Here is a 20,319-nt window from a genome sequence, read left to right on the forward strand (position 1 = left end):
TTTGATAGAGGTGTAGGAATGGATAAAATCGATTGTTGTGATGAACATAGAATTAGCGAAAATACTGGGCAAACGCACAGAGCGATCTTTGCCTTGCTGCTAATGGTTTCGCTGCTTTGGGGCATTAATGTGGTTATGATTAAATACCTTACAAATTTTTTCCCGCCGCTGGCGTTGGCACCTATCCGGCTTTTTTTGGCTACGTGCCTACTGGTGCCTGCGGTTATTTCTAAATATGGTTATGAAAAACCACCGCGTTCTACCTGGATGCCGATGGCAGGGGTGGCGCTTTTTGGCATCTTTTTGCATCATATTACGCTGTCGTGGGGAGTTGCGGCTACTAGTGGGACTCATGCCGCTCTTATTCTCGGTTTGAACCCGTTGCTGACTATGATTTTGGCAAGTCGCTTGGCTGCCGAGCCATTGACCTGGCCTAAAGTGTTGGGCGTTATCCTGGGATTTAGCGGCGTGGTGATGGTGGTGTCAGGCAGAGCCCAGGGAACGGCTACTCTTGTTGGTGATTTGGTCATGTTTGCGTCAATGCTAGCAGCGGTTATTGGCTATATATTTGTAAAGAAAAGTACAGCACAGGTTACTCCTTTAGTGGTAACGGCGTATACGCATGTTTTGGCTACAATTGCCTTGCTGGTATTCGGATTTTTCGTAAATACAGAATGGATGTATGAAGGGGCTTGCGGAATAGGCCCAATTAGTGTACTGTTGTTTTCTAGCTTAGTCAATACGGCATTAGGTGCTTTGTGGTGGAATATGGGAATACAACGGATCGGCGCGTCCAAAGCTTCATTGTTTCAGAATGTTATACCAGTCACTGGCGTATTTGCCTCTTCACTGTTTTTAGGAGAACAGTTACAGTGGGGTCATTTAGTGGCACTGCTCCTTGTGATTTTAGGAGTCAGCCTGGGAACAGGAGTAATTGGGTGGTCGAAACGTCGGGTAAGATAAGTGGGCTCCAGGATAATTAGTAATTATATATAGTGCAAGACAGTTATGCCAAAACCCTGCATATTTTCAATTGTTTGCAGGGTTTTGGCATTGTTAGTTGGAATATATTTTTAAAATGATACATGGGTGTTCCGATTATTGTATTAGTTTGAACAGGAGGAGAACAATATGGAAAACAGTCAGCAAAAAAGTAAGTCATGGAAAGATAATATAGGCACGTTTATTGCTGTTACAACTGTAATTTTGGCAGTGTGTGCAACCTTAGCCGCCTTTAAAGCTGCTGGATATGGTAATAAAATGGTGCTGACACAGAGCCAAGCATCTGATCAATGGGCGTATTATCAAGCAAAAAGTATTAAAGAAACAACCTATCAGGTTCAACGCGATGCAATGGCGCTGGCCTCCAGTGAAACTGGTAAAACTGAGCTGTACAATACCAAGGTGGCCGAATACGACAAGGAAATTGCCCGTTATAAACAAGAAAAAGAGGAAATTACAGGTGCGGCTAAGCGTTTGGAGAAGGACCGTGATAACGCACAGCATTTTAACGGGAAATTTGGACAGGCCCTGATTTTTTTACAGATAGGTATTTTACTATCTTCTCTAGCGTCGATAAACAAGGTGTATGTCTATTGGTATATGGGGCTTTTTGCGGGTGGTCTTGGTATTGCAATGTTTTTATATACATTTGCAAGTTCTCTGGTGTAAAGGCATACATGTAACAATACGTATTTGGCTGGCGATAACTGGAATAATACTTCTTGGATACAGGGGGATGTATCTTTCATGGTAAGTAGGAGATTTCGTATTCAGGATGTAGAGCCAGGTATGATTCTTGCAAAACCTGCCATTAGCACTGCCGGGCGGATTATTTTGACAGAAGGCACTGTTTTAACCGAAAAATTGATTGCCCGTTTACAGAACTGGCATATTTATGCTGTGGATATTTCAGACGTGCAAGCAGCGGTAACGCCTAAGACAATCCCCGCGATGCTATCTCTATTTGAGCAACCTTTGCTATCACAGGTTAAGAAAAAATTTTATGCGGAGTATGAAGATAGTGTTAAAGAAGTGGAAACTGCTTTCGAGCAAATTCGCTATATGAAAGTCGTTCCCATGATAAAAATGAGAGAGCTTGCCGACAGATCTTTCCGGGAATTTTCGCTTGTTCCTGGTGGCATTAATTTATTATACATGCTGGCAGGAATGGGAGATCGTCTGGCCCAGCACTCTTTGAATGTTGCAGTTATTGCCGGGATATTAGGTCGCTGGCTGGGCTTTTCTGCCAAAACATTGCAGGATTTAATGCTGTCGGCGCTGTTGCATGATGTGGGAAAAATCCAGTTTTCACAGGATATTATCAATAAAAATAATAAAGACTTAACGCCAACTGAGGTGAAACTGCTAAGGAATCATACGATAGCGGGATATCAGATGCTAAAACGAAGCGCTTACCGTTTGCCGTTTAGTATTCTTGCTGGCGTATTGCAACATCATGAATGGGAAGACGGAACAGGGTATCCTTTACAACTAGCCAGCAGTAAGATTCATCTTTTTGCCCAGGTAATTCGTGCTGCTGACATGTATGCGGATATGACAAGTGCGGCTGGGCAGGAAAATAGAATGACTCCCTTTTTGGCTGTGGAAACTATGGTTAGACAAGCATTTGAAAGGTTGGATCCGAAGGTTAGCAGTGTATTTCTTACTAATATTAGGGAACAGTTTATTGGGAATATTGTTCGTCTTAGTGATGGGCGGGAAGCGGTAGTTGTTTATTTGAGTAAGCGTATTTCAGAACGTCCTGTGGTTCATACACGGGATGGGGAATTTATTGATTTAGAGCAGGTTCGCAATCTGTATATTACAGAGGTAGTCAATGTGTAAACGCTGGGTGGCTGCATAAGGCCTGAGAGGGATAAACAGGATGATCAAGATACGGGATATTGGCAGTTTGTTTTTAAAAGACCGCTCTGAAATAGGTATTCGGCGGTTGTGGAAACGGCAGGCTGGTAAGCAAAGACAGCAGTTGCAGATGTTATCAGGAGAGTATGCAAACTTCGCGAGTACTGTTGCGCATATCAATAACACGATAAAGGACAAGAAGAAACTGACTGACCTTCTAGAGCAGCTTGTAAGCGAAGCTGCGCGGGTCTTTTGTTCGGAACATGTTTTTCTGAGTTTGCTGGAGGGGCAGCCACAAGTTTTTTGGGTTGTCGCTTATAAAGGCAGTTGCGAACCGCGTGAAACCCCGTTAGAACAGAAGCTGATGGGAGAGAGTTATGTAACAGGTCAGATGGTTTATGTTAGTACTAATAAAAATATGGCTGAGTATTTGCCGGGTTTGTGTCCAGAACGTTTCCAGTCGCAAGCACGAACCTTGCTAGGAATACCAATGATGATTGACGGAAAGCTGGCAGGGGTTCTAGAAGTATTTTGTGAAGTTGGTAAAGTTCTGACTGAGCACCAGATCAAACTGGCAGAAATATATGCGGCTCAAGCTGCTGTTGCCGTAAAAATGACGAGATTAAATGATGTGTTAGCACGAAAATCGGAGGAGATTGGGTTGCTGCATGAAGTAGGGCAGGTTGTGGCGAATCAGCCTTCTCCCAGTATCCTGCTGGAACAGGTAGGGAAAACGCTAAGCGATTTTCTGAAGGCAGATGCCTGCGTTGCTTTTGTTGTTCAGCGCCATTCCACTCCGCCAGTAGTGATGGCGACTCACGTTCAGAATCTTTCGGTGCTGGGTGTAGAACGGTTAGAGTCGCTGTTTACTAATGGTGAAATGTCTGAATTGTGGCAAGACACGAAACACGTGTTAGTCAAGCTGCCATTGGTAGCCGATAAGACGGTACAGGCAATGCCGTTATTCTTTCGGCAGATTCTCCAGGGAGCGATTGTTTTCTGTTGGGACTACGCGCGTCAGACCAGTATTGATTCCCAAACAGAAGCAACGTTGGCAACGATTGCTAATCAGACAGCTATGGGGCTGGATAGGGAACATTTATATGGCAGTATCAAAAAAATCGGCTTAACTGATACTTTGACGGGAATTGCCAATCGACGGTTTTTCGATTATATTTTGAAAAAAGAAATGAATCGGGTGCGACGATATGGGCAGCCTCTGAGCTTAATGATGGTGGATATCGACTTTTTCAAAATGATTAATGATCGCTGGGGACATCAAACCGGTGATGTAATCTTACAAGAAATAGGCAGTTTGCTGAAAAAACAATTTCGTACTACCGATTTGCCTGCACGCTATGGCGGCGAGGAATTTGCTGTAATTTTGCCGGAAACAGATGCTGTGATGGCATATGCAATGGCGGAAAATTTACGCTCACAAATAGCAAAACGAGTATTTGCAGCAAGCACTAACAAGATTACTCTCACCATTAGCGTTGGCATGGCTACCATAGAGTTTAGTGAACAGTTAGATAAACTAATAGAAGCTGACTTAGTTTTGGCAGCCGATCAAGCATTATATCGTGCCAAAAATTCTGGTCGTAATCGGGTCGAGGCCTGCAAGTGGGGAAATACAGAACTAGCAGATTAGTTATTGCGGATATAAAACAATGTCTTGAACGTAGGCCGGAATAGACTGGCAAAGCGTTCAAGAACGACTAAGGCTTCTGCCGGCGACGCACCCGGATGGTGCTAGTGCCGATTGCGCCATGGATGGCATAGCAATTCGGCCGTCCTGAGGGACTTGGCACAAGCCAAGTCTTTTCTTATAAGATAAGGAAATACAAGTTTTTGAGAGTCATGGAGGTCTTATAAAACAAGGGTGTCAAATACGAAACCCGGAGCAGGTGGCTATACTGTTTGCGTCCAGTAACCCCCGTAACCCCTCGGCCTTTGCTGGAAAAAGCGTTCCGCAGGAGAAAAGCCGGGCGGTATTCCGTTAAGAAATCCGTACTGTTTGAGCGTGAACTGGTACCCTAAATTAGGACAGTGAGAAGAAATCCGTTTTAGGAAGCGATAAGATGATCCCGATATTGATTTGGGGTCATCTTTTTTAATCCCCATTGGTAACGTTGGCAATTGTAATACTCAATGTATTCATCGATCTTATTCTGAACTTCAGTAAAGCTTTGGCACTCTTTTATATTAATTTCATCCTTCATATGTCCAAAGAATGACTCCATTGATGCGTTATCCAAACAGTTGCCCTTCCTAGACATGGACTGTTTTATCAATAATTCTTTCACCCTGCACTGAAATTCAGGATGTGTATAATGAAATCCCTGATCCGAGTGTATAATTGCGTCAGGGTGGATGTTTCCGCCCAAAGTTTCCTGTAATCGGTCCAGCGTTTTCATCACAAGACCCATTTCGAGAGAAGTCGATAGATGGTAAGCCAAAATTTCTCTTGTTGATCCGTCTTTAATGACCGATAAGTAAGCCTTACGCCCCTCGGCGTAATATAGATAGGTAATATCGGTTAACATGACCTTTTGCGGCTCGTGGTGATCAAACTTGCGCTTTAGCAGATTACATACCGTTTTATGAGGTTGAGTTGCCTTTGCCATTTTTCGATACGGATTCTTCCGTCTCACCACCGTAACCAATTGGAACCTTCGCATAATACGCAAAATCTTCTTGTGATTCATAAGAATTGCGTACTCTCTTTCTAGATTCATCTTTATCGTGCGCCAGCCACCCTTTCTTTTAGTAGCAATAAATATTTCTTCAATCAGTTTATAATCATTTCTGTCATGCTCTTCTCTCTGGTATCGACTAGGTGCTGCCTTCAGCCAGGCATAGAACCCGCTACGGCTAACTTGTGCTATCTCACATAAGTAACTAATCATACGATACTTCGGATACTTTCGTATGACTCGATATATGATTTGGAACTTTTCTGCAGCATTTAACGCCTTCTTTCTTTCTCCCGTATCTTTTTTAACAATTCATTTTCTGCCTCAAGAAAATAAATTTTGGCCTCGGCCTTTTTTAACTTATCTTCAATGGACGACTCTCTGCCTGTTAAACGGATACCTTTTGAACTTCGTCCCGCTTCTCTCAGACCTTGCTCACCACGCTGTTTGAAAATGATACGCCATCTTTTGATACAGACAAATGGTTTATCGTCTCCTATTAGTTGAAGATTGAAGCCATTGTCAATAAAAATTTGTCTAGGCTTCTTTCCAGATAAGTATTCTTTGACCGCTCTAATTTTAAAATCGGAATGATACGAGATATAGCGGTCAGTTACTTTCTCTACATTGGGGTTTCTCAGAAGGATGTGTTGATCCGATTCGCTATAGAATATATTACTCACTAAAATTCCGCCTCCGGTAATTAATAATTTCATTATATACATTTATTCGTTCTATGAACATACAAAAACCCCGATACGGACTTTATAATAGTGTCCATTATCGGGGTACCGGTTCACGTAGCGAGTTTACGGATTTTAGGAATATCGTCCGGCTTTTCAGCTTTTGGAGGCTTGGGGCCTAGACTTTTTGTTACTTTTGGGGCAATGCCAAAAGTAAAACCCCTTTTCTTATGATTTTGCCAGTGGTGAAATGGAGATTGGTGGTTTTGATTTCTCGTTATGGAAACGCTATATCAATAAAGTGTTTGTAGATAAGGAATAGCTTGCACTAGCCCATTTTATGGCAGATGGCTGTTTGGAACGCCAGATCCGCCGTCTGCGTAAATTGTATCATGGGAAAAAGGGTATGCTTGTTGATGCAGTCAAAGGTATTTTAGGCAACCATGTGGAAATTGAAGGAACGAAAATTCCTGCCAATGAAATCGAAGCGGCAGTTAGGCGGCTTCGAGACGCATGGTTTGGATGAGCGTTCGTTAGCGATGACGCTAATGAATCTCCTAATTCATCCCAATGCCTACTTCGACATGAAGCTCATCAATAAACATCTCAATACCAATATAGTTAGTATTGCAAATCTTAAGCTTCGGGGTATTTTGAGATAAGGCGGGCGGTACCAAACTAACGCCAAATCCCTCTTTATTAAGTGAAATAGCAGCATTGGACGTAACAATGTTTATCATTTCGCAGAGCGCGCTTTGGGCCATGGCATCGAACTGCACTACCGGCATTCCCATCATAATTGTTGATGATAGCTTTTTGGCGGATTCTTCCGTCATTGTAAAAGCAACATTACCGGTAACGTTGTTTGTTAATTGTACATTTACTAGAACTCCCTGATTGTCAATAAACTGATCCTTTGAGAAAAGTTTTCCGCGAACAACATTTTTAAAACCCATTTGTGGCAGTACGTTCGATAAGGCAGCAATAAATGGGTTGACAAATCGTGCATCCACGCTGAATATCCCCCTTGAATGCCTGCAATGATGGCGAAATATGTATCTACTTAATCTTTCGTTTAAAAAAGAAAATAAGATCATCAGACTATAGTCCCAATTTTGTCCAGGAAAGGATATATTAGCATGGCGTATAAACTAGTCTGTATTGATGTTGATGGGACGCTCTTGAATAGTAAGCACAAAATTACCAACAGAACCAAGGCAATACTAAGGCAGGCACATCAGCAGGGTATTCATATTGTGATAAGTACCGGGCGGATGTATACAGATGCCCAATATTTTTCTAATCTTATTGGTGTAAAGTCCCCAGTGATTGCATCCAACGGAGCTTTCATAAAAGAAAAAGATAACGACCAGGTTATTTTTAAGGATGTTCTTGGCCTGGAATTGTCGCTGCAACTACTATCATTATTTCAAAAACATCACGTGAAGCCTTATTTTTGTACTCCTGATAAGTTTTATTATGGAAATGTGCTATTTAAGCTTTTTTATATTGTTACGAAACTGCTAGGGAAAAGAAGCAATTCCATTGATATGGGATATATTTTTTCCTGGCAGAAGTGGCAAGAGGTAATGCATAAAGAACAGAGTAATATGGTAAAATGTGAGATTATCTATCGGGATATTGCTTCGGTTGATGAATTGCGGCAGGAATTACAGAATATTGAGCAGTTAGAAATCGTTAATTCGTCCAAACACAACATTGAAATTACCCGCAAAGGGGTATCAAAGGGCAAAGCAGTAGCTATGCTGGCGGCACATTATAATCTGAAGCGGGAAGAGATAATCACCATCGGTGATAGTGAAAATGATGTATCTATGATCGAATATGCCGGCTTGGGTATTGCGATGGAAAATGCGTTAGAGAGCGTAAAACAAAAAGCCGATTATATAACAGATTCTAATGATAATGAAGGCGTAGCTAACGCTATAAACCGATTTGTTTTAGAAAATGATTTTAACTAATAAGTATATTGGGGAGAAGGGATTAGAGAATCTCTTTTATAAAAATAGTTAACTCTTTTCCGAGGTCAACTTCCTTAGTTTGGAGATACGGTTTATTAAATTTATTAAAAAATACTCGCACAATGGGGCGCGGACCTTTGTTTTTGCGAACATTAGCTACCACACCTACTTCATCCGTAGAAAGGCGAACCAATGATCCCAAGGGATAGACGGCAAGATTATCACACAGGGCATTCACGATACTGGAATCAAAGAAAACGTCGCCAGTTCCATAGATAAACTCTATTGCCTGATAGTTTTGGTAGTTTTCTTGGCGAATGAGTCCATCATAACTTCCACAGACACTAACAATACTAGCTCCGACCGGAATATTCTCTCCTCTTAATTGATTGGGATATCCTGTGCCGTTCCAGTTTTCATGATGATGATGAATTATTTCGCAAATTTCTTCACGAAAATTTCTTTCTTTGGCAAGATAGTAGCCATAAGCGGGATGTTCTTTCCAGAGGGCTTCTTGTTGTTGATTTCGTTGGTTTATTCCTAGTAGGTGAGGCATTTCAAAACAGCCGCAATCGTGGAGTAACGCAGCTGTCCCAATGACTTCCATATTCGCTTTGCCAAAGCCCATAATACCAGCGACTAACAAAGAAAGAGCACATGTACTAATTGCATGATGATAAAGCAGCTTACTATTTATTATTCTCATTTCCGTACTGATTTTTACTATTTCCGGCTGTTCCACAATGTGCAGAGCAATTTCTTTTGCCTTTCTGGCAACCTCAACCATTTTATCTGAGGTGTTAGCATCAGGCGTTCCTGGTGCATAAGTAGAAATTCTTTGCAGCAATATCTTCTTGAGTTCTTCAGCAATTGTTTCTTGGGGATTAATCATAAGGGTATAAGGTTCTGCGATCCATACATCAAAAATATCTCTTGCTTCAAGCGTAGCAATCATTGCCTCAGAAAGGATTGTCCCTTCTTTTAACAACATGGTATTGGATTCTGGACATCTAACTGTTTCTGCGAGAACCATACCTGATTCAAGTGCTTTCACTTTTTTTTCAATCAAAATGCAACATATCCTTTCTGATTCTATTTATAGCTTTCAAATTTGAGACAACTAATAGGGTACAAACGCGGAAAAGCCAATTTATCATACTATAATCATACACCAGAACATTTCAAGTTATGGTGTGTTTTCCTATAATTAACAAAAAAATTACATTAACTTTACAACTAACCTGTTATTATTCTCTAAAATAAAGTAAGTACTATAAATTAAACCTACGGCTATGGGTAGGGATTGTGTGCAGGTGTTGTGTTGATGAAATATCTATTTGAACCCGCAGTTCAATTGATGAATCGCTTGAAATACGCCTATAAGTTTAGTGTGATTGGAGTATTAATCGTACTGCAGGCAACTGCCCTAATCTACATGTTGGTATCAGAGCTCAACAAAAATATAGATTTTGCCATGAGAGAACGAGTGGGTGTGAAATATGTCCAAGCGTTAATGCATGTATTTGATGAGGGGCTGGCGTATCGTAATATTCATTATGCATATTTAAATGGTGATGGCTCGCTTGAGGGAAAAGTGCTGGCGCAACAGGCTAAAGTGGACGCAGCCTTAGCGGCGGTAGCTATAATCGATAGCGACACCGCCGATCAAATGGATAGTACATGGAAACTGCAAATGCTGCAACAAAACTGGCTTACTCGTAAGCAGGATGTGCTACTGGTTGAAAGTGGACGTGCGCGGGTAGCCTTTGATTTGAACAGTCGGTGGCTCAATGAAGTAACTGATTTGATGCAGCATACAGGATATGCGTCGAATTTAGCGATGGATTCTGATTTTGATTCTTCATACCTTGTGGATTCCGTGCTGCGTAGATTGCCCAGTTTGGAGGATACAGTAGGGGCGGCTCAGGGGTTAGCTATGGAGTTAGCCGAGCCGGATCTTTCACCTGAAAGAAGAAATCATTTACTGCAAATTGCGGGGTTGATGCGTTCCAATTTGCAGCAAGTCGATCATAATGTCAAGCTAGTCTTTCGCCACAATGAGGCTATCAACGGGAAACTAGGCTCATTATTTATCGCTCTTACCGATAGTGTGCCAATTTTTGCCTGGAATTTAGAGCAGAAAACCATCGGGCAGCAGGGGCTGCCTATTCCCCAACAGCTGTTGCTGGCTTCAGGCAATCATTCCATCCAAAATGCAGGGGCTTTTCATAAGGCAGCCTTGCAGGTCATTGATGAGCTGCTTGTTTTGCGCATTGATAAATATTTGCAGTATAGACATACTGTGATGCTATTTACGGGTGGTATTCTACTCATTGTTTGTTATCTGTTTTTAGGTTTTGATATGTCTGTGCGTAAAGGGGTCTATCAATTAGATCATGTAATGATGTGTGCTGGCAAAGGGGAATTAGATGTGCGGGGGAAGATATATTCTCGTGATGAGATGGGATCTTTGACTGCGGCCATTAATAGCACGTTGGATTCACTGCAGAAAATGTATGAAGAAGTGCAGTGCTCCCGTACCCAATTGGAAGTATGGAATCAAGAACTGGAGCAAAAAGTTGCAGAACGGACGGCGGCGCTGCGTAACTTATTGGATTTTGCAGGCCAAGGTTTTCTTTCTTTTGGCGAGGATCTCAAAGTGAGTAAGGAATATAGTGCAGAATGTAGAGCGATATTTGGGCGAAATATTGCTGGTGAATTGATTTCGACTTTACTATATCCAAAAGACCGTGATCAGCAGGTATTTTTAGAAGCTCTACTTGGAAAAATATTGAAAGAAAAAAATGAACTGTTGCGACAAACATATTCTTCCCTGCTGCCTGAAGAAATCATAGTAGGTGACAGCTATATAAGGATAGCGTATAAAATGATTCAAAATGCCGGTGAACTAAGCCAAGGCAAGATTATGCTCATTCTTACCGACCGGACGCTGCAGAAGGCCATGGAAGAGCGTGTGCATGCGGAACGAGATATTTTGGCCATGATTGTGCATGTAGTCACCCATTCCTCTGACTTTTTTGCCACAGTAAATCAGTATACTAGTTTTTGTCAGGAGGGCATGCCCGGTTTATTGCAGGAGAAAAAATCAGCTGGCGAAATATTAGCCTTGCTATTTCGCACGGTGCATACCTTCAAGGGTACATTTGGACAACTGCATATGAGAAATGTAATGGATAAATTGCACCATATGGAAGGTAGTCTGGATACCATTCGCGCCCATGAAATAGCCGATTTGGATGGGCAGCAGTTGGCAGAGAGGCTGAGCGCCTTTACGTCCGACAATATGCTTGCTTGGCTCAATGATGATTTGGAAGTATTGAAGGAAAAGCTGGGTGAGAACTTCTTTCAACGGGAAAACGTGTTGGTCATTGATAATGCGCGCTTGTTGGAAATTGAAGAAAAAATCCAGAGTATGCTGTCAACCGGAGAAAGCAGCTTATTGCTTTCTGATCTGCGACGGTTGCGTTATAAACCAATCAAGGACTTACTGGCGTCCTATCCACAATATGTATGCGGCTTGGCCGAGAGGAATGAAAAAGCCGTTCATCTCTTTGAAATTGAGGGGGGCGAGACGCTGGTTGATCCATTGCAGTATTATGATTTTATAAAATCCCTAGGTCATGTTTTCCGAAATTCTATCGTCCATGGGTTGGAAACTTTCGAGGAGAGACTGGAAACTGGCAAGGACGAAATCGGCACTATTACTTGTTCTGTCAAAGAAAACGAGACTGGTTTAACGCTGGTCATTTCGGATGACGGTCAGGGGATGAATCCGATACGTATCCGCGATATTGCGGTACAAAAGGAGATTTGTACTTTGGCTGCGGCGGAAGCTATGCCAGAGACAGACTGGATACAATTTATTTTTGCCGATGGTTTCTCTGGGGCCACAGAGGTTGATGAGTTGGCAGGACGCGGGGTTGGACTTTCAGCTGTACGAGCCGAATTAACAAAACTTCACGGCTCAGTGTATGTGTCTACCACCTGGGGGAAGGGTACACAATTTCACTTTTTCTTACCTTTTAGCGAAATGGAGGAAGGCGAACCCTGCACCATTCGGCAGTTAGCAAAACCACTGCTTAATGCGGCCGAAGATTGTCTGCAAAATAAGGCTGGTTTACCAGTAAAACAGATTACCTATGTAGAAGGTGGCGGCGGTAAATTAAACTTGCGTAAGGTTTCTACCTTCCTCGGTGTGAAGGGCTTTCCGTCCGGAAAAATAGTATTCAGTGCTGATCAACAGGTTGTACAACATTTACTGGATAAAGAGTTAACTCCAGTGGATATGGATGAACCTCTTGATAGAAGGATGGAAAACGTCTTAGCACAGTATGCACAGGAAGTTTTTCAACAGGCTGTAAAAGCTCAGTCCAAGTGGCTTGGTATGGTCACAGTAGAAACGCTGCTCAGCATTTTGGCTGAGAATGCTTCAGCCAAGTATTCCCAGGCAGAAACGCTGACCTGGGTACTGGATACAGAACTAGGGAAAATTACTTTAAGTTTGATATATTAGCAAAATAAATAGTAAAAAGAGGAAGGGGAGAGTAAAATGGCACGAATTATGATTGTGGATGATGCCTTAATGATGAGGACCACATTAAGGCGAATACTTGAAAAAGCAGGACATGAGGTAGTTGGTGAAGCCATGAATGGCGAACAGGCTATAAGTAATTACTCCCAATGTAAGCCTGACATAGTAACGATGGATCTTACTATGCCGGGAATCGGTGGGATGGAAACCATTAAGCGTATTATGACTGATCATCCCAGCGCCAATATTATTGTTGTAAGTGCATTAGGGCAAAAGCATGTGGTTTTTGAGGCTTTGCAAAATGGGGCCAAAAACTACATCATAAAGCCCCTCCAGGAAGAGAAAGTGCTGTCTGTGATTAAGTTAGTTTTAGCGCAAAAAGGTCTGGCGACAGCAAACTAATTGTCACTAGAGAAGGGATGAAAATGAATGTTTAATCAATATTTTTGGCAGTATTTGCTGCACAAAGGACTGCTTACCCACATGCAGTTGTGTGAGGTACTTAAGCAAAAACAGCCTGTTAAAGTAAAACTAGGTATTCTCGCTATGAATACAGAGTTGATGAATGCAGCGCAAGTGGAAGAGATTCATAATTTACAGCGAGTGAAGGATCAAAAATTTGGAGTGTTGGCTGTCAGCCAAGGCTATCTTACCAATGAACAAGTGGAAGAACTTTTGGCTTCGCAAGGAGAAGATCATCTTTCGCTAATGCAGTCCATAGCAGATAAGGGCTACATGACATTTGCTGGCGTTGAAAAAGCCTTAGGGGATTTTCGTGAGGAATACAGCCTTACTGGAGATATCGACGAGGAAAGTAGAGTTATTAGAAACCTGGTAGATTTTTCTGCAGTTGATGACAAAGCCGATGTTTTATACCTTTATGTAGGCTTGACGTTACGGAATATTGTCAGATTTCTAAATGATACGCCGTATATTTTAACCCAGGCTGCTGAAAAATCTGCTACATACTTTGTTTCGCAAAAAATTTTTGGTGATATAGCATTGGGGACAGGGTTACGAGTGGAGCAACCAGTACTGTTGGAGTTGGCTGGCCGTTTTTATGGGGAATCATTCACCACAGTAAATGAACTGGCATTAGACAGTGCAGGGGAATTTTTGAATGTGCATAATGGCGTTTTCTGCAGTTCCTTATCTGATAGGGGCCTGATGGTTGATTTGAAGGCTCAATCGGTACGACCAGGCGATAGTTTTGATGGACAAAGCTTTCGTGTAAACATAGGTACTTCTTTCGGACAGATTGAACTTGTATTGTCAATATAAATGTTAAATTAAACAATTATTTATTGGGAAAAAGTACGCTGCATTTAAAAGTAGGACCGAAATTCTAAAAGACTGCGGAAGAAACGAGAACCAGCCTTAGCATAAATATGAAGGCTAAGGCTGGTTCTCGTTTCTTTTCATACGGTCTGCCGTCCCTTTGGCTTTTCATCTACGTCATTGTAACAATGAAGGCGTAGCTAAGCGATCAATCAATTTGTTTTGAAAAATGATTTTTAACGGACATTTAACAAAAGTTGCATAGCAAAAACTGCATAGTATGCAGTTTTTGTCAAATAAAGTCGTGACTAACAATCATGTATAAATATAACGAGAGAAAAAAACGATACTGAATCCCGTATTTTGAGTAACTAATTAAAAATATAAGTAATTTTAAAATAGCGTGCCTGTTTGGCACGCTATTTGCACTTATATTAGTAAATGTTGAAAATAAAACCTAAGCAAGGGGGGATAATATGCATGCTTTACTAATTGATGATGATGGTGGCTCTCTCTTAGGTATGCAAATAGCGATTGAGTGTCTGGTACATACCTGCAATAAATATACCGATCCGCGGATGGTTGTGCAGCATTTTATTGGTCAAGAAGATATAAAACAATGCGACTCAAAAAAATACGAGGAGATGGGACTATGAGATATAATCTTACGACAAAAATGATTTTGTGTTTCAGTTTAGTGGTATTGGTTGCTGTTCTGGGATTTGCCTACACAATCAATATGGTTGGCATTGCCGCAAATGAAGTAGCGGGCATTAAGACAAAAGACCTTCCCAGTCTTGAAAGAATTAATGAGATTTCCTATAATTCTTTAGGCCAGTCAGCCAATCTTCGCGGCTATTCCATGTATGGGAAACAGCAGTATGTAGATGAATACCGGAGATTACTAGCACTCAATGGCAAGCTTGAAGATGAGCTGATTATGTTGGCTAAGGATGAAGAAACACGGCGTACACTCAATGAAATTAAAGCACTGGAAAAACAATACGGTCAATTGGCGGATAATAAGTTTTTGCCAGCGATGCAGGCCGGCAAAAGAGATGATGCAGACCGGGCAGCCGTAGAGATGGCTCCTGTAGGCAAAGCGCTCAATGATAAAGTAGCAGAAATAAAAGCATTAAATAACAAATTAATGACTCAATCTATGGAAGAAGCTGTTAGTGGTGCTAACGCCGCTCGGCAAGCCTCGATTATCGCAGCAGTTTTGTCAGTTATTCTTGGCATTGTTATTGGTGCCTTCAGCGCCCGGAGTATTGTTAAACCTTTAAAATTCATGGTAACAGTTTGCAATGAATTTGCTGCTGGTGACTTTAGGGATAAACCGCGTCAGATGATCCGCAAAGACGAGATTGGTGATTTAGCAAATGCCCTGGCGGCTATGCGAGACAGTGTCCGTGTCTTAATGAAACAGGTTAATATAAGTGCCGAACAGGTCGCCGCAGCAAGCGAAGAACTTACTGCCAGTGCCGAGCAGTCGGCTCAGGCGGCTAACCAGGTGGCTGAAGCCATTACCGATGTGGCTCAGGGTACTAACGAACAAATTAATGCCGTTAGCCAAACGATGGCAGAAGTGGAACAAATTTCCGCCGCTATCCAGCAGACAGCAGCTACGGCAAATCATGTTTCCTCTGCGGCCGCAAACACAACTGATGCAGTAAAAGAAGGACAACAAGCAGTAAATAAAGCTGTTCTCCAGATGGATAATGTGGGTAAAGGTGCACAGGCGTTGCAAAAGACAGTAGACAAGCTTGCTGACAGTTCTAAAGAAATTGGGCAAATTGTCAATGTTATTAGAGGTATTGCCGGCCAGACCAACCTCTTGGCACTTAACGCCGCTATTGAGGCAGCACGGGCCGGTGATGCAGGCCGTGGGTTTGCTGTGGTTGCCGAGGAAGTCAGGAAACTTGCTGAACAATCAGAGACTGCCGCCAAACAAATCACCAATCTCGTTACTGATAATACAACAAGTATCGACAGTGCAGTTGCTGTTATGAATACCAGTGCTGAAGATATTAAGGTGGGCATCGACGTAGTAAACGGTGCGGGAGTGGCTTTTGAATCAATTGCTGAGCAGATTACTGTGATGGCTGGTCAGGTAAGAGAAATCTCGGCAGCCACTCAGGAGGTTGCTGCCGGCAGTCAGCGGATTGTCGAATCAGTCAAACATATTGAAGAATCGTCGAAAGGTGCAGCTGTTCAGGCTGAAACAGTTTCAGCAGCAACAGAAGAACAATCGGCCTCCATGGAGGAGATTGCCTCCTCCAGCCAGGCATTGTCGAAGCTGGCCTCAGATATGCAACAAGCTGTTAGTGTTTTCAAAATATAAGTTCATTGTATAGAAAACCAGAAAACCCCCTTTTGCCTTGTTTTTAAGCGGCAAAAGGGGGTTTGTATTGGTACGGTACTATTTGAATGCTTTTTGATATAGTGCCAAAATTTCAGCCTCATTGGTGTCCCGCGGATTTCCAGGAGTGCACACATCAGCAAAGGCTGATTTGGCTAATTGCGGCAGGTCTTTCTCTTTGACGCCGATTTCTGATAATTTTTGCGGAATATTAATTCTCTTCGATAAGGCGCATACCGCATCGACAGCTGCTTTGCGGTATGCTTCCTGGTTCATGGTATCGACGTTGGCGACTCCCAACGCTTTAGCTACACTCCGGTATTTTTCCCCGGTAGCAGGAGCATTGTATTCCATTACATAGGGTAATAAGAGGGCATTGGCGACACCATGCGGGGTATCATAAAAAGCGCCCAGTGGATGAGCCATGGAATGGACAATACCAAGGCCGACATTTGAGAATCCCATACCAGCTATGTATTGGGCTAGCGCCATACCGTCGCGGGCTTCGATATTACCCGGTTCGTTTACTGCTTTTTCCAGATGAGTGGCAATGAGTTCAATGGCTTTCAGTTCAAACATATCAGTCATCGTCCAGGCACCGCGGGTAATATAGCCTTCAATAGCATGGGTTAGTGCATCCATGCCAGTTGAAGCAGTTAGTTCCTTGGGCATGGACAGCATAAGTTCAGGATCAACAACAGCAATGATTGGGATATCATTAGGATCAACACAAACCATTTTTTTGACAGCCTGTTCGTCAGTAATTACATAATTTATGGTTACTTCTGCTGCTGTTCCGGCTGTAGTCGGAATAGCAATAATTGGCACTGATTTAGCTTTGGTAGCGGCAACACCTTCCAGGCTTTTTACATCGCCAAAATCAGGGTTGTTAGCAATAATGCCAATGCCTTTGGCGGTGTCGATAGAGGAACCACCGCCAATTGCAATAATTACATCAGCACCGGATGCAGCCAACTTCTTGACGCCGGTCTGGACATTTTCAATGGTTGGATTAGGCTTTACGTTGTCGTACAATTCATAGGATATTCCCGCTTGTACCAAGACATCGGTAACCTTTTTAGCAACTCCAAATTTAACTAAATCTTTATCGGTGACTACAAAGGCCTTTTTGAAATTCCGGCGGCCAATTTCATCAGGAATGATACTGATAGCACCTGGGCCAAAATACGAGGTTTCATTGAGAACAATGCGGTTTGCCATACAATCAGTCCTTTCGGTACATAATACTATAATATAAGCATACTATACTGAATAGTAAAAAAAAATAAAAACACTTGCGTTATGGTAGTACAATTTTGCCTTTATCTGTTTGAAAAAAAGGTGAAGGCAGGATAGGAGTGTTGTAGTATGAGTGATTTATTTAAATGAAACTGTATGACTGGTTTTTTGCTGGAATTAGCGGTATCATAGATATAGGTACTATATGTAATGTTACCCTTATACCGCCAATAATAAAGGGGATGATTGAATGATAAAGACTGTAGCTGCCTCGGGTGTTAATTTAGAAGAAATAGTTAATGCCGTTACTCATGGAGTGGGAACATTGTTGGCACTTATTGGACTTGGCGTTCTTACGGCGGCAGCGTATATCGACGGCAGTGCTTGGCATTTAGTAAGCTTTAGTATTTATGGTATTTCTTTGGTACTCTTATATGTTGCATCAACCCTGTATCACAGTTTTACTAATGAAAGGCTCAAGTATATCTTTAAAGTTCTGGACCACTCGGCTATATACGTACTTATTGCTGGCAACTACACACCGTTCACGTTGATTCCACTGCATGGCACATTAGGCTGGACCATCTTCAGTGTAATATGGGGGCTGGCCATAGCAGGAATTATTTTCCAGGTTTTTTTTGTCAAACGGTTTAAGATTTTTGCAACTTTATGCTATCTTTTTATGGGATGGCTTGCTGTCGTAATGATAAAACCATTATTGGCTACGATACCGATGGAAGGTATATACTGGTTAATTGGTGGTGGGATTTTTTATACTGTGGGCGCTATATTCTATTTAGCCCATAAAATTCCTTACAATCATGCTATTTGGCATCTATTTGTCCTTGCAGGTAGCATCGCTCATTTTATTGCTGTATTACGATATGTTTTGCCTATTCAGGTAATGGGTTAAGTCAATGTTTTTGTGGGTAATAGTAAATAACAAATAGGACACTGCAAAAATGGTTGCAGTGTCCTATTTGTTATTTACTATGTACGCTTTATATTATACTGCATGCTTACTAGCACGCGTTTGTTCTTGTGAAAAGATTTCCCAGAGTGGGGACATGTTTCTTAATCGTTGTACAATTTCAGGTAATACTTGCAAAACATAGTCGATGTCCTTTTCGGTTGAACTACTTCCAAGGGTAAGTCGCAGAGAACCGTGGGCAATTTCATGGGGAAGCCCAATTGCCAGTAATACATGGGAGGGATCGAGAGAGCCGGAAGTGCAGGCGCTGCCACTGGAGGCAGATATTCCCTTGCTGTCCAATAGTAGCAGCATAGATTCGCCTTCAATAAATCTAAAACATACGTTTACATTTCCCGGCATTCTTTTATTGCCTGTAGGACCATTTAATTTGGTGTAAGGTATCTGGGAAAGTCCCTTAATTAGTTTATCCCGCAAGTGTAGCAATCGCTTGTTTTCTGTTTCCATTTCTTCCACTGCAAGTTCAAGGGCTTTTCCTAAGCCTACAATTCCAGCAATGTTTTCCGTGCCTGCCCGTTTTCCACTTTCCTGGCCGCCTCCATGAATGAGACTTTCAATTTTAACGCCTTTTCGAATATAAAGTACGCCTACTCCCTTTGGTCCGTAAAATTTGTGAGCAGCAAGAGAGAGTAGATCGATATTCAAATCTTTCACGTCGATTGGTACATGTCCTACCGCCTGAACCGCATCAGTATGAAACAATACCTTTCGTTCATGACATATTTCCCCGATTTCTTTTATTGGCTCAATTGTGCCAATTTCATTATTAGCAAACATAATAGATACTAGTATTGTTTTAGCTGTAATGGCTTGACGTAATTCATCGAGATTGATAAATCCTTCTGAATCAACAGAGAGGTAAGTCACGTCAAATCCATGTTTTTCTAAAAATTGGCAGGTATGTAAAATGGCATGATGTTCAATTTTGGTTGTGATTATATGATTCCCACGGTGTTTATTGGCAAACGCAATGCCTTTTAATGCCCAGTTGTCGGCTTCGGAACCGCCGCCAGTAAAAAAAATCTCGTTTTTTCCCGCATGAAGTGCTTGTGCCACTCTAGCTCTAGCTTGGTCGATGGCTTTTTCTGTCACTCGGGATATAGCATAGATAGAGGATGGATTGCCATAATACATATTCAGATGGGGCTGCATTTCGTCAAAAACCTGCGGCTTGATGTAGGTTGTTGCAGCATGATCCAGATAGATATGTTTGTCACTCATCTTTTGTACCGTCCTTAATTTTTTTCATCTTATTATAATCATCAACCATATCTTGCAGTGTGGTTGACTTTAATACATTATCAATACTTTCTTTGAATCTAACCCAGAGGAGCCTTGTGGCACAACAGTCAGCATTGTTACAGGTGAGGTCTTCAATGCAATCTGATATCTCGATAGAGCCTTCAAGGACTTCAATAACGTCAAAGACTGTTATTTCATTGGGTGGCCTGCTTAATGTATATCCGCCGTGAGCTCCACGAATGCTCTTAATAATGCCTGCTTTTCGGAGCTGCGCAAACAATTGTTCTAAATAATATTCCGACACATTTTTTCTTTCAGCGATCGACTTTATTGAAACATGTTCTTTTTTATAGTTTATGGCAAGGTCTAGTACGGCTTTAACTCCATAGCGTCCCTTGGTAGATAACTTCATTGAATCACCACCTAAAT

The 20,319-nt window shown here is 41.9% G+C and carries 17 protein-coding genes and 1 pseudogene; 12 read left to right on the forward strand and 6 right to left on the reverse strand.

All coding sequences use genetic code 11. From position 1 onward, the window contains the following. Positions 1-18 precede the first annotated feature (18 nt). The 4 genes from ACZ449_RS27735 to ACZ449_RS27750 all read left to right on the forward strand — a co-directional run bounded on the left by ACZ449_RS27735 (position 19) and on the right by ACZ449_RS27750 (position 4,516). The gene (locus tag ACZ449_RS27735) at positions 19-963 is read left to right on the forward strand and encodes a DMT family transporter (RefSeq protein ID WP_464259232.1); all 945 of its coding nucleotides are present in this window, start codon (positions 19-21) and stop codon (positions 961-963) included. 168 nt (positions 964-1,131) lie between these two features. Further along, entirely contained in the window at positions 1,132-1,671 is a 540-nt protein-coding gene (locus ACZ449_RS27740; protein WP_464259233.1) for a DUF4337 domain-containing protein, read from the forward strand. Between the two features lie 78 nt (positions 1,672-1,749). Beyond that, a complete protein-coding gene (locus ACZ449_RS27745) occupies positions 1,750-2,847 on the forward strand; it encodes an HD-GYP domain-containing protein (RefSeq protein ID WP_464259234.1) in 1,098 nt (365 codons plus the stop codon). A 40-nt stretch (positions 2,848-2,887) separates the two neighbouring features. Continuing rightward, positions 2,888-4,516, forward strand: coding sequence for a sensor domain-containing diguanylate cyclase (locus ACZ449_RS27750; RefSeq protein WP_464259235.1), 1,629 nt, complete (start codon positions 2,888-2,890; stop codon positions 4,514-4,516). A 415-nt stretch (positions 4,517-4,931) separates the two neighbouring features. Here ACZ449_RS27750 and ACZ449_RS27755 read toward each other — a convergent pair. Next, a pseudogene (locus ACZ449_RS27755) lies at positions 4,932-6,244 on the reverse strand (IS3 family transposase). Between the two features lie 355 nt (positions 6,245-6,599). Between ACZ449_RS27755 and ACZ449_RS27760 the strand changes: the two are divergent. Next, complete coding sequence (locus tag ACZ449_RS27760) at positions 6,600-6,770, forward strand: hypothetical protein (RefSeq protein ID WP_464259236.1); 171 nt, start codon at positions 6,600-6,602, stop codon at positions 6,768-6,770. 31 nt (positions 6,771-6,801) lie between these two features. Here ACZ449_RS27760 and ACZ449_RS27765 read toward each other — a convergent pair whose 3' ends face one another. Then, entirely contained in the window at positions 6,802-7,257 is a 456-nt protein-coding gene (locus tag ACZ449_RS27765; RefSeq protein ID WP_464259237.1) for a chemotaxis protein CheX, read from the reverse strand. A 126-nt stretch (positions 7,258-7,383) separates the two neighbouring features. Here ACZ449_RS27765 and ACZ449_RS27770 point away from each other — a divergent pair, with 126 nt between their 5' ends. Beyond that, the gene (locus tag ACZ449_RS27770) at positions 7,384-8,226 is read left to right on the forward strand and encodes a Cof-type HAD-IIB family hydrolase (protein ID WP_464259238.1); all 843 of its coding nucleotides are present in this window, start codon (positions 7,384-7,386) and stop codon (positions 8,224-8,226) included. Positions 8,227-8,248: 22 nt separating this feature from the next. On the opposite strand, the gene ACZ449_RS27775 is transcribed toward ACZ449_RS27770, so the two are convergent. Continuing rightward, entirely contained in the window at positions 8,249-9,295 is a 1,047-nt protein-coding gene (locus ACZ449_RS27775; protein ID WP_464259239.1) for an HD-GYP domain-containing protein, read from the reverse strand. A 255-nt stretch (positions 9,296-9,550) separates the two neighbouring features. Between ACZ449_RS27775 and ACZ449_RS27780 the strand changes: the two genes are divergently transcribed. The 5 genes from ACZ449_RS27780 to ACZ449_RS27800 all read left to right on the forward strand — a co-directional run bounded on the left by ACZ449_RS27780 (position 9,551) and on the right by ACZ449_RS27800 (position 16,400). After that, on the forward strand, positions 9,551-12,760 hold the full coding sequence (locus tag ACZ449_RS27780) for an ATP-binding protein (protein ID WP_464259240.1): 3,210 nt from the start codon (positions 9,551-9,553) through the stop codon (positions 12,758-12,760). 36 nt (positions 12,761-12,796) lie between these two features. Beyond that, complete coding sequence (locus tag ACZ449_RS27785; RefSeq protein WP_464259241.1) at positions 12,797-13,180, forward strand: response regulator; 384 nt, start codon at positions 12,797-12,799, stop codon at positions 13,178-13,180. 27 nt (positions 13,181-13,207) lie between these two features. Beyond that, positions 13,208-14,059 (forward strand): hypothetical protein, encoded by an 852-nt coding sequence (locus ACZ449_RS27790; protein WP_464259242.1) that lies wholly within the window; start codon positions 13,208-13,210, stop codon positions 14,057-14,059. Positions 14,060-14,532: 473 nt separating this feature from the next. Further along, entirely contained in the window at positions 14,533-14,712 is a 180-nt protein-coding gene (locus ACZ449_RS27795) for a hypothetical protein (RefSeq protein WP_464259243.1), read from the forward strand. Then, positions 14,709-16,400, forward strand: a complete 1,692-nt coding sequence (locus tag ACZ449_RS27800; protein ID WP_464259244.1) for a methyl-accepting chemotaxis protein — start codon at positions 14,709-14,711, stop codon at positions 16,398-16,400. The genes ACZ449_RS27795 and ACZ449_RS27800 overlap by 4 nt, the downstream gene beginning before the upstream one ends. A 78-nt stretch (positions 16,401-16,478) precedes the next feature. Here the strand turns inward: ACZ449_RS27800 and fucO are convergent, their stop codons facing one another. Further along, complete coding sequence (fucO, locus tag ACZ449_RS27805; RefSeq protein WP_464259245.1) at positions 16,479-17,639, reverse strand: lactaldehyde reductase; 1,161 nt, start codon at positions 17,637-17,639, stop codon at positions 16,479-16,481. A gap of 268 nt (positions 17,640-17,907) precedes the next feature. Between fucO and trhA the strand changes: the two genes are divergently transcribed. After that, positions 17,908-18,570 (forward strand): PAQR family membrane homeostasis protein TrhA, encoded by a 663-nt coding sequence (gene trhA / locus ACZ449_RS27810; RefSeq protein ID WP_464259246.1) that lies wholly within the window; start codon positions 17,908-17,910, stop codon positions 18,568-18,570. A 93-nt stretch (positions 18,571-18,663) separates the two neighbouring features. On the opposite strand, the gene nifS is transcribed toward trhA, so the two are convergent. Further along, entirely contained in the window at positions 18,664-19,869 is a 1,206-nt protein-coding gene (gene nifS, locus ACZ449_RS27815) for a cysteine desulfurase NifS (protein WP_464259247.1), read from the reverse strand. After that, a complete protein-coding gene (locus tag ACZ449_RS27820; protein ID WP_464259248.1) occupies positions 19,862-20,302 on the reverse strand; it encodes an RrF2 family transcriptional regulator in 441 nt (146 codons plus the stop codon). The genes nifS and ACZ449_RS27820 overlap by 8 nt, the downstream gene beginning before the upstream one ends. Positions 20,303-20,319: the final 17 nt, after the last annotated feature.

It is taken from the genome of Desulfosporomusa polytropa, assembly GCF_055380075.1.

Bases quoted from the DNA above. Each gene is read 5' to 3' on its own strand.
- trhA (WP_464259246.1), top strand. From the start codon at position 17,908: ATGATAAAGACTGTAGCTGCCTCGGGTGTTAATTTAGAAGAAATAGTT.
- ACZ449_RS27750 (WP_464259235.1), top strand. From the start codon at position 2,888: ATGATCAAGATACGGGATATTGGCAGTTTGTTTTTAAAAGACCGCTCT.
- ACZ449_RS27820 (WP_464259248.1), bottom strand. From the start codon at position 20,302: ATGAAGTTATCTACCAAGGGACGCTATGGAGTTAAAGCCGTACTAGAC.
- nifS (WP_464259247.1), bottom strand. From the start codon at position 19,869: ATGAGTGACAAACATATCTATCTGGATCATGCTGCAACAACCTACATC.
- ACZ449_RS27785 (WP_464259241.1), top strand. From the start codon at position 12,797: ATGGCACGAATTATGATTGTGGATGATGCCTTAATGATGAGGACCACA.
- ACZ449_RS27800 (WP_464259244.1), top strand. From the start codon at position 14,709: ATGAGATATAATCTTACGACAAAAATGATTTTGTGTTTCAGTTTAGTG.
- fucO (WP_464259245.1), bottom strand. From the start codon at position 17,639: ATGGCAAACCGCATTGTTCTCAATGAAACCTCGTATTTTGGCCCAGGT.
- ACZ449_RS27770 (WP_464259238.1), top strand. From the start codon at position 7,384: ATGGCGTATAAACTAGTCTGTATTGATGTTGATGGGACGCTCTTGAAT.
- ACZ449_RS27740 (WP_464259233.1), top strand. From the start codon at position 1,132: ATGGAAAACAGTCAGCAAAAAAGTAAGTCATGGAAAGATAATATAGGC.
- ACZ449_RS27735 (WP_464259232.1), top strand. From the start codon at position 19: ATGGATAAAATCGATTGTTGTGATGAACATAGAATTAGCGAAAATACT.
- ACZ449_RS27795 (WP_464259243.1), top strand. From the start codon at position 14,533: ATGCATGCTTTACTAATTGATGATGATGGTGGCTCTCTCTTAGGTATG.
- ACZ449_RS27745 (WP_464259234.1), top strand. From the start codon at position 1,750: ATGGTAAGTAGGAGATTTCGTATTCAGGATGTAGAGCCAGGTATGATT.
- ACZ449_RS27780 (WP_464259240.1), top strand. From the start codon at position 9,551: ATGAAATATCTATTTGAACCCGCAGTTCAATTGATGAATCGCTTGAAA.
- ACZ449_RS27790 (WP_464259242.1), top strand. From the start codon at position 13,208: ATGTTTAATCAATATTTTTGGCAGTATTTGCTGCACAAAGGACTGCTT.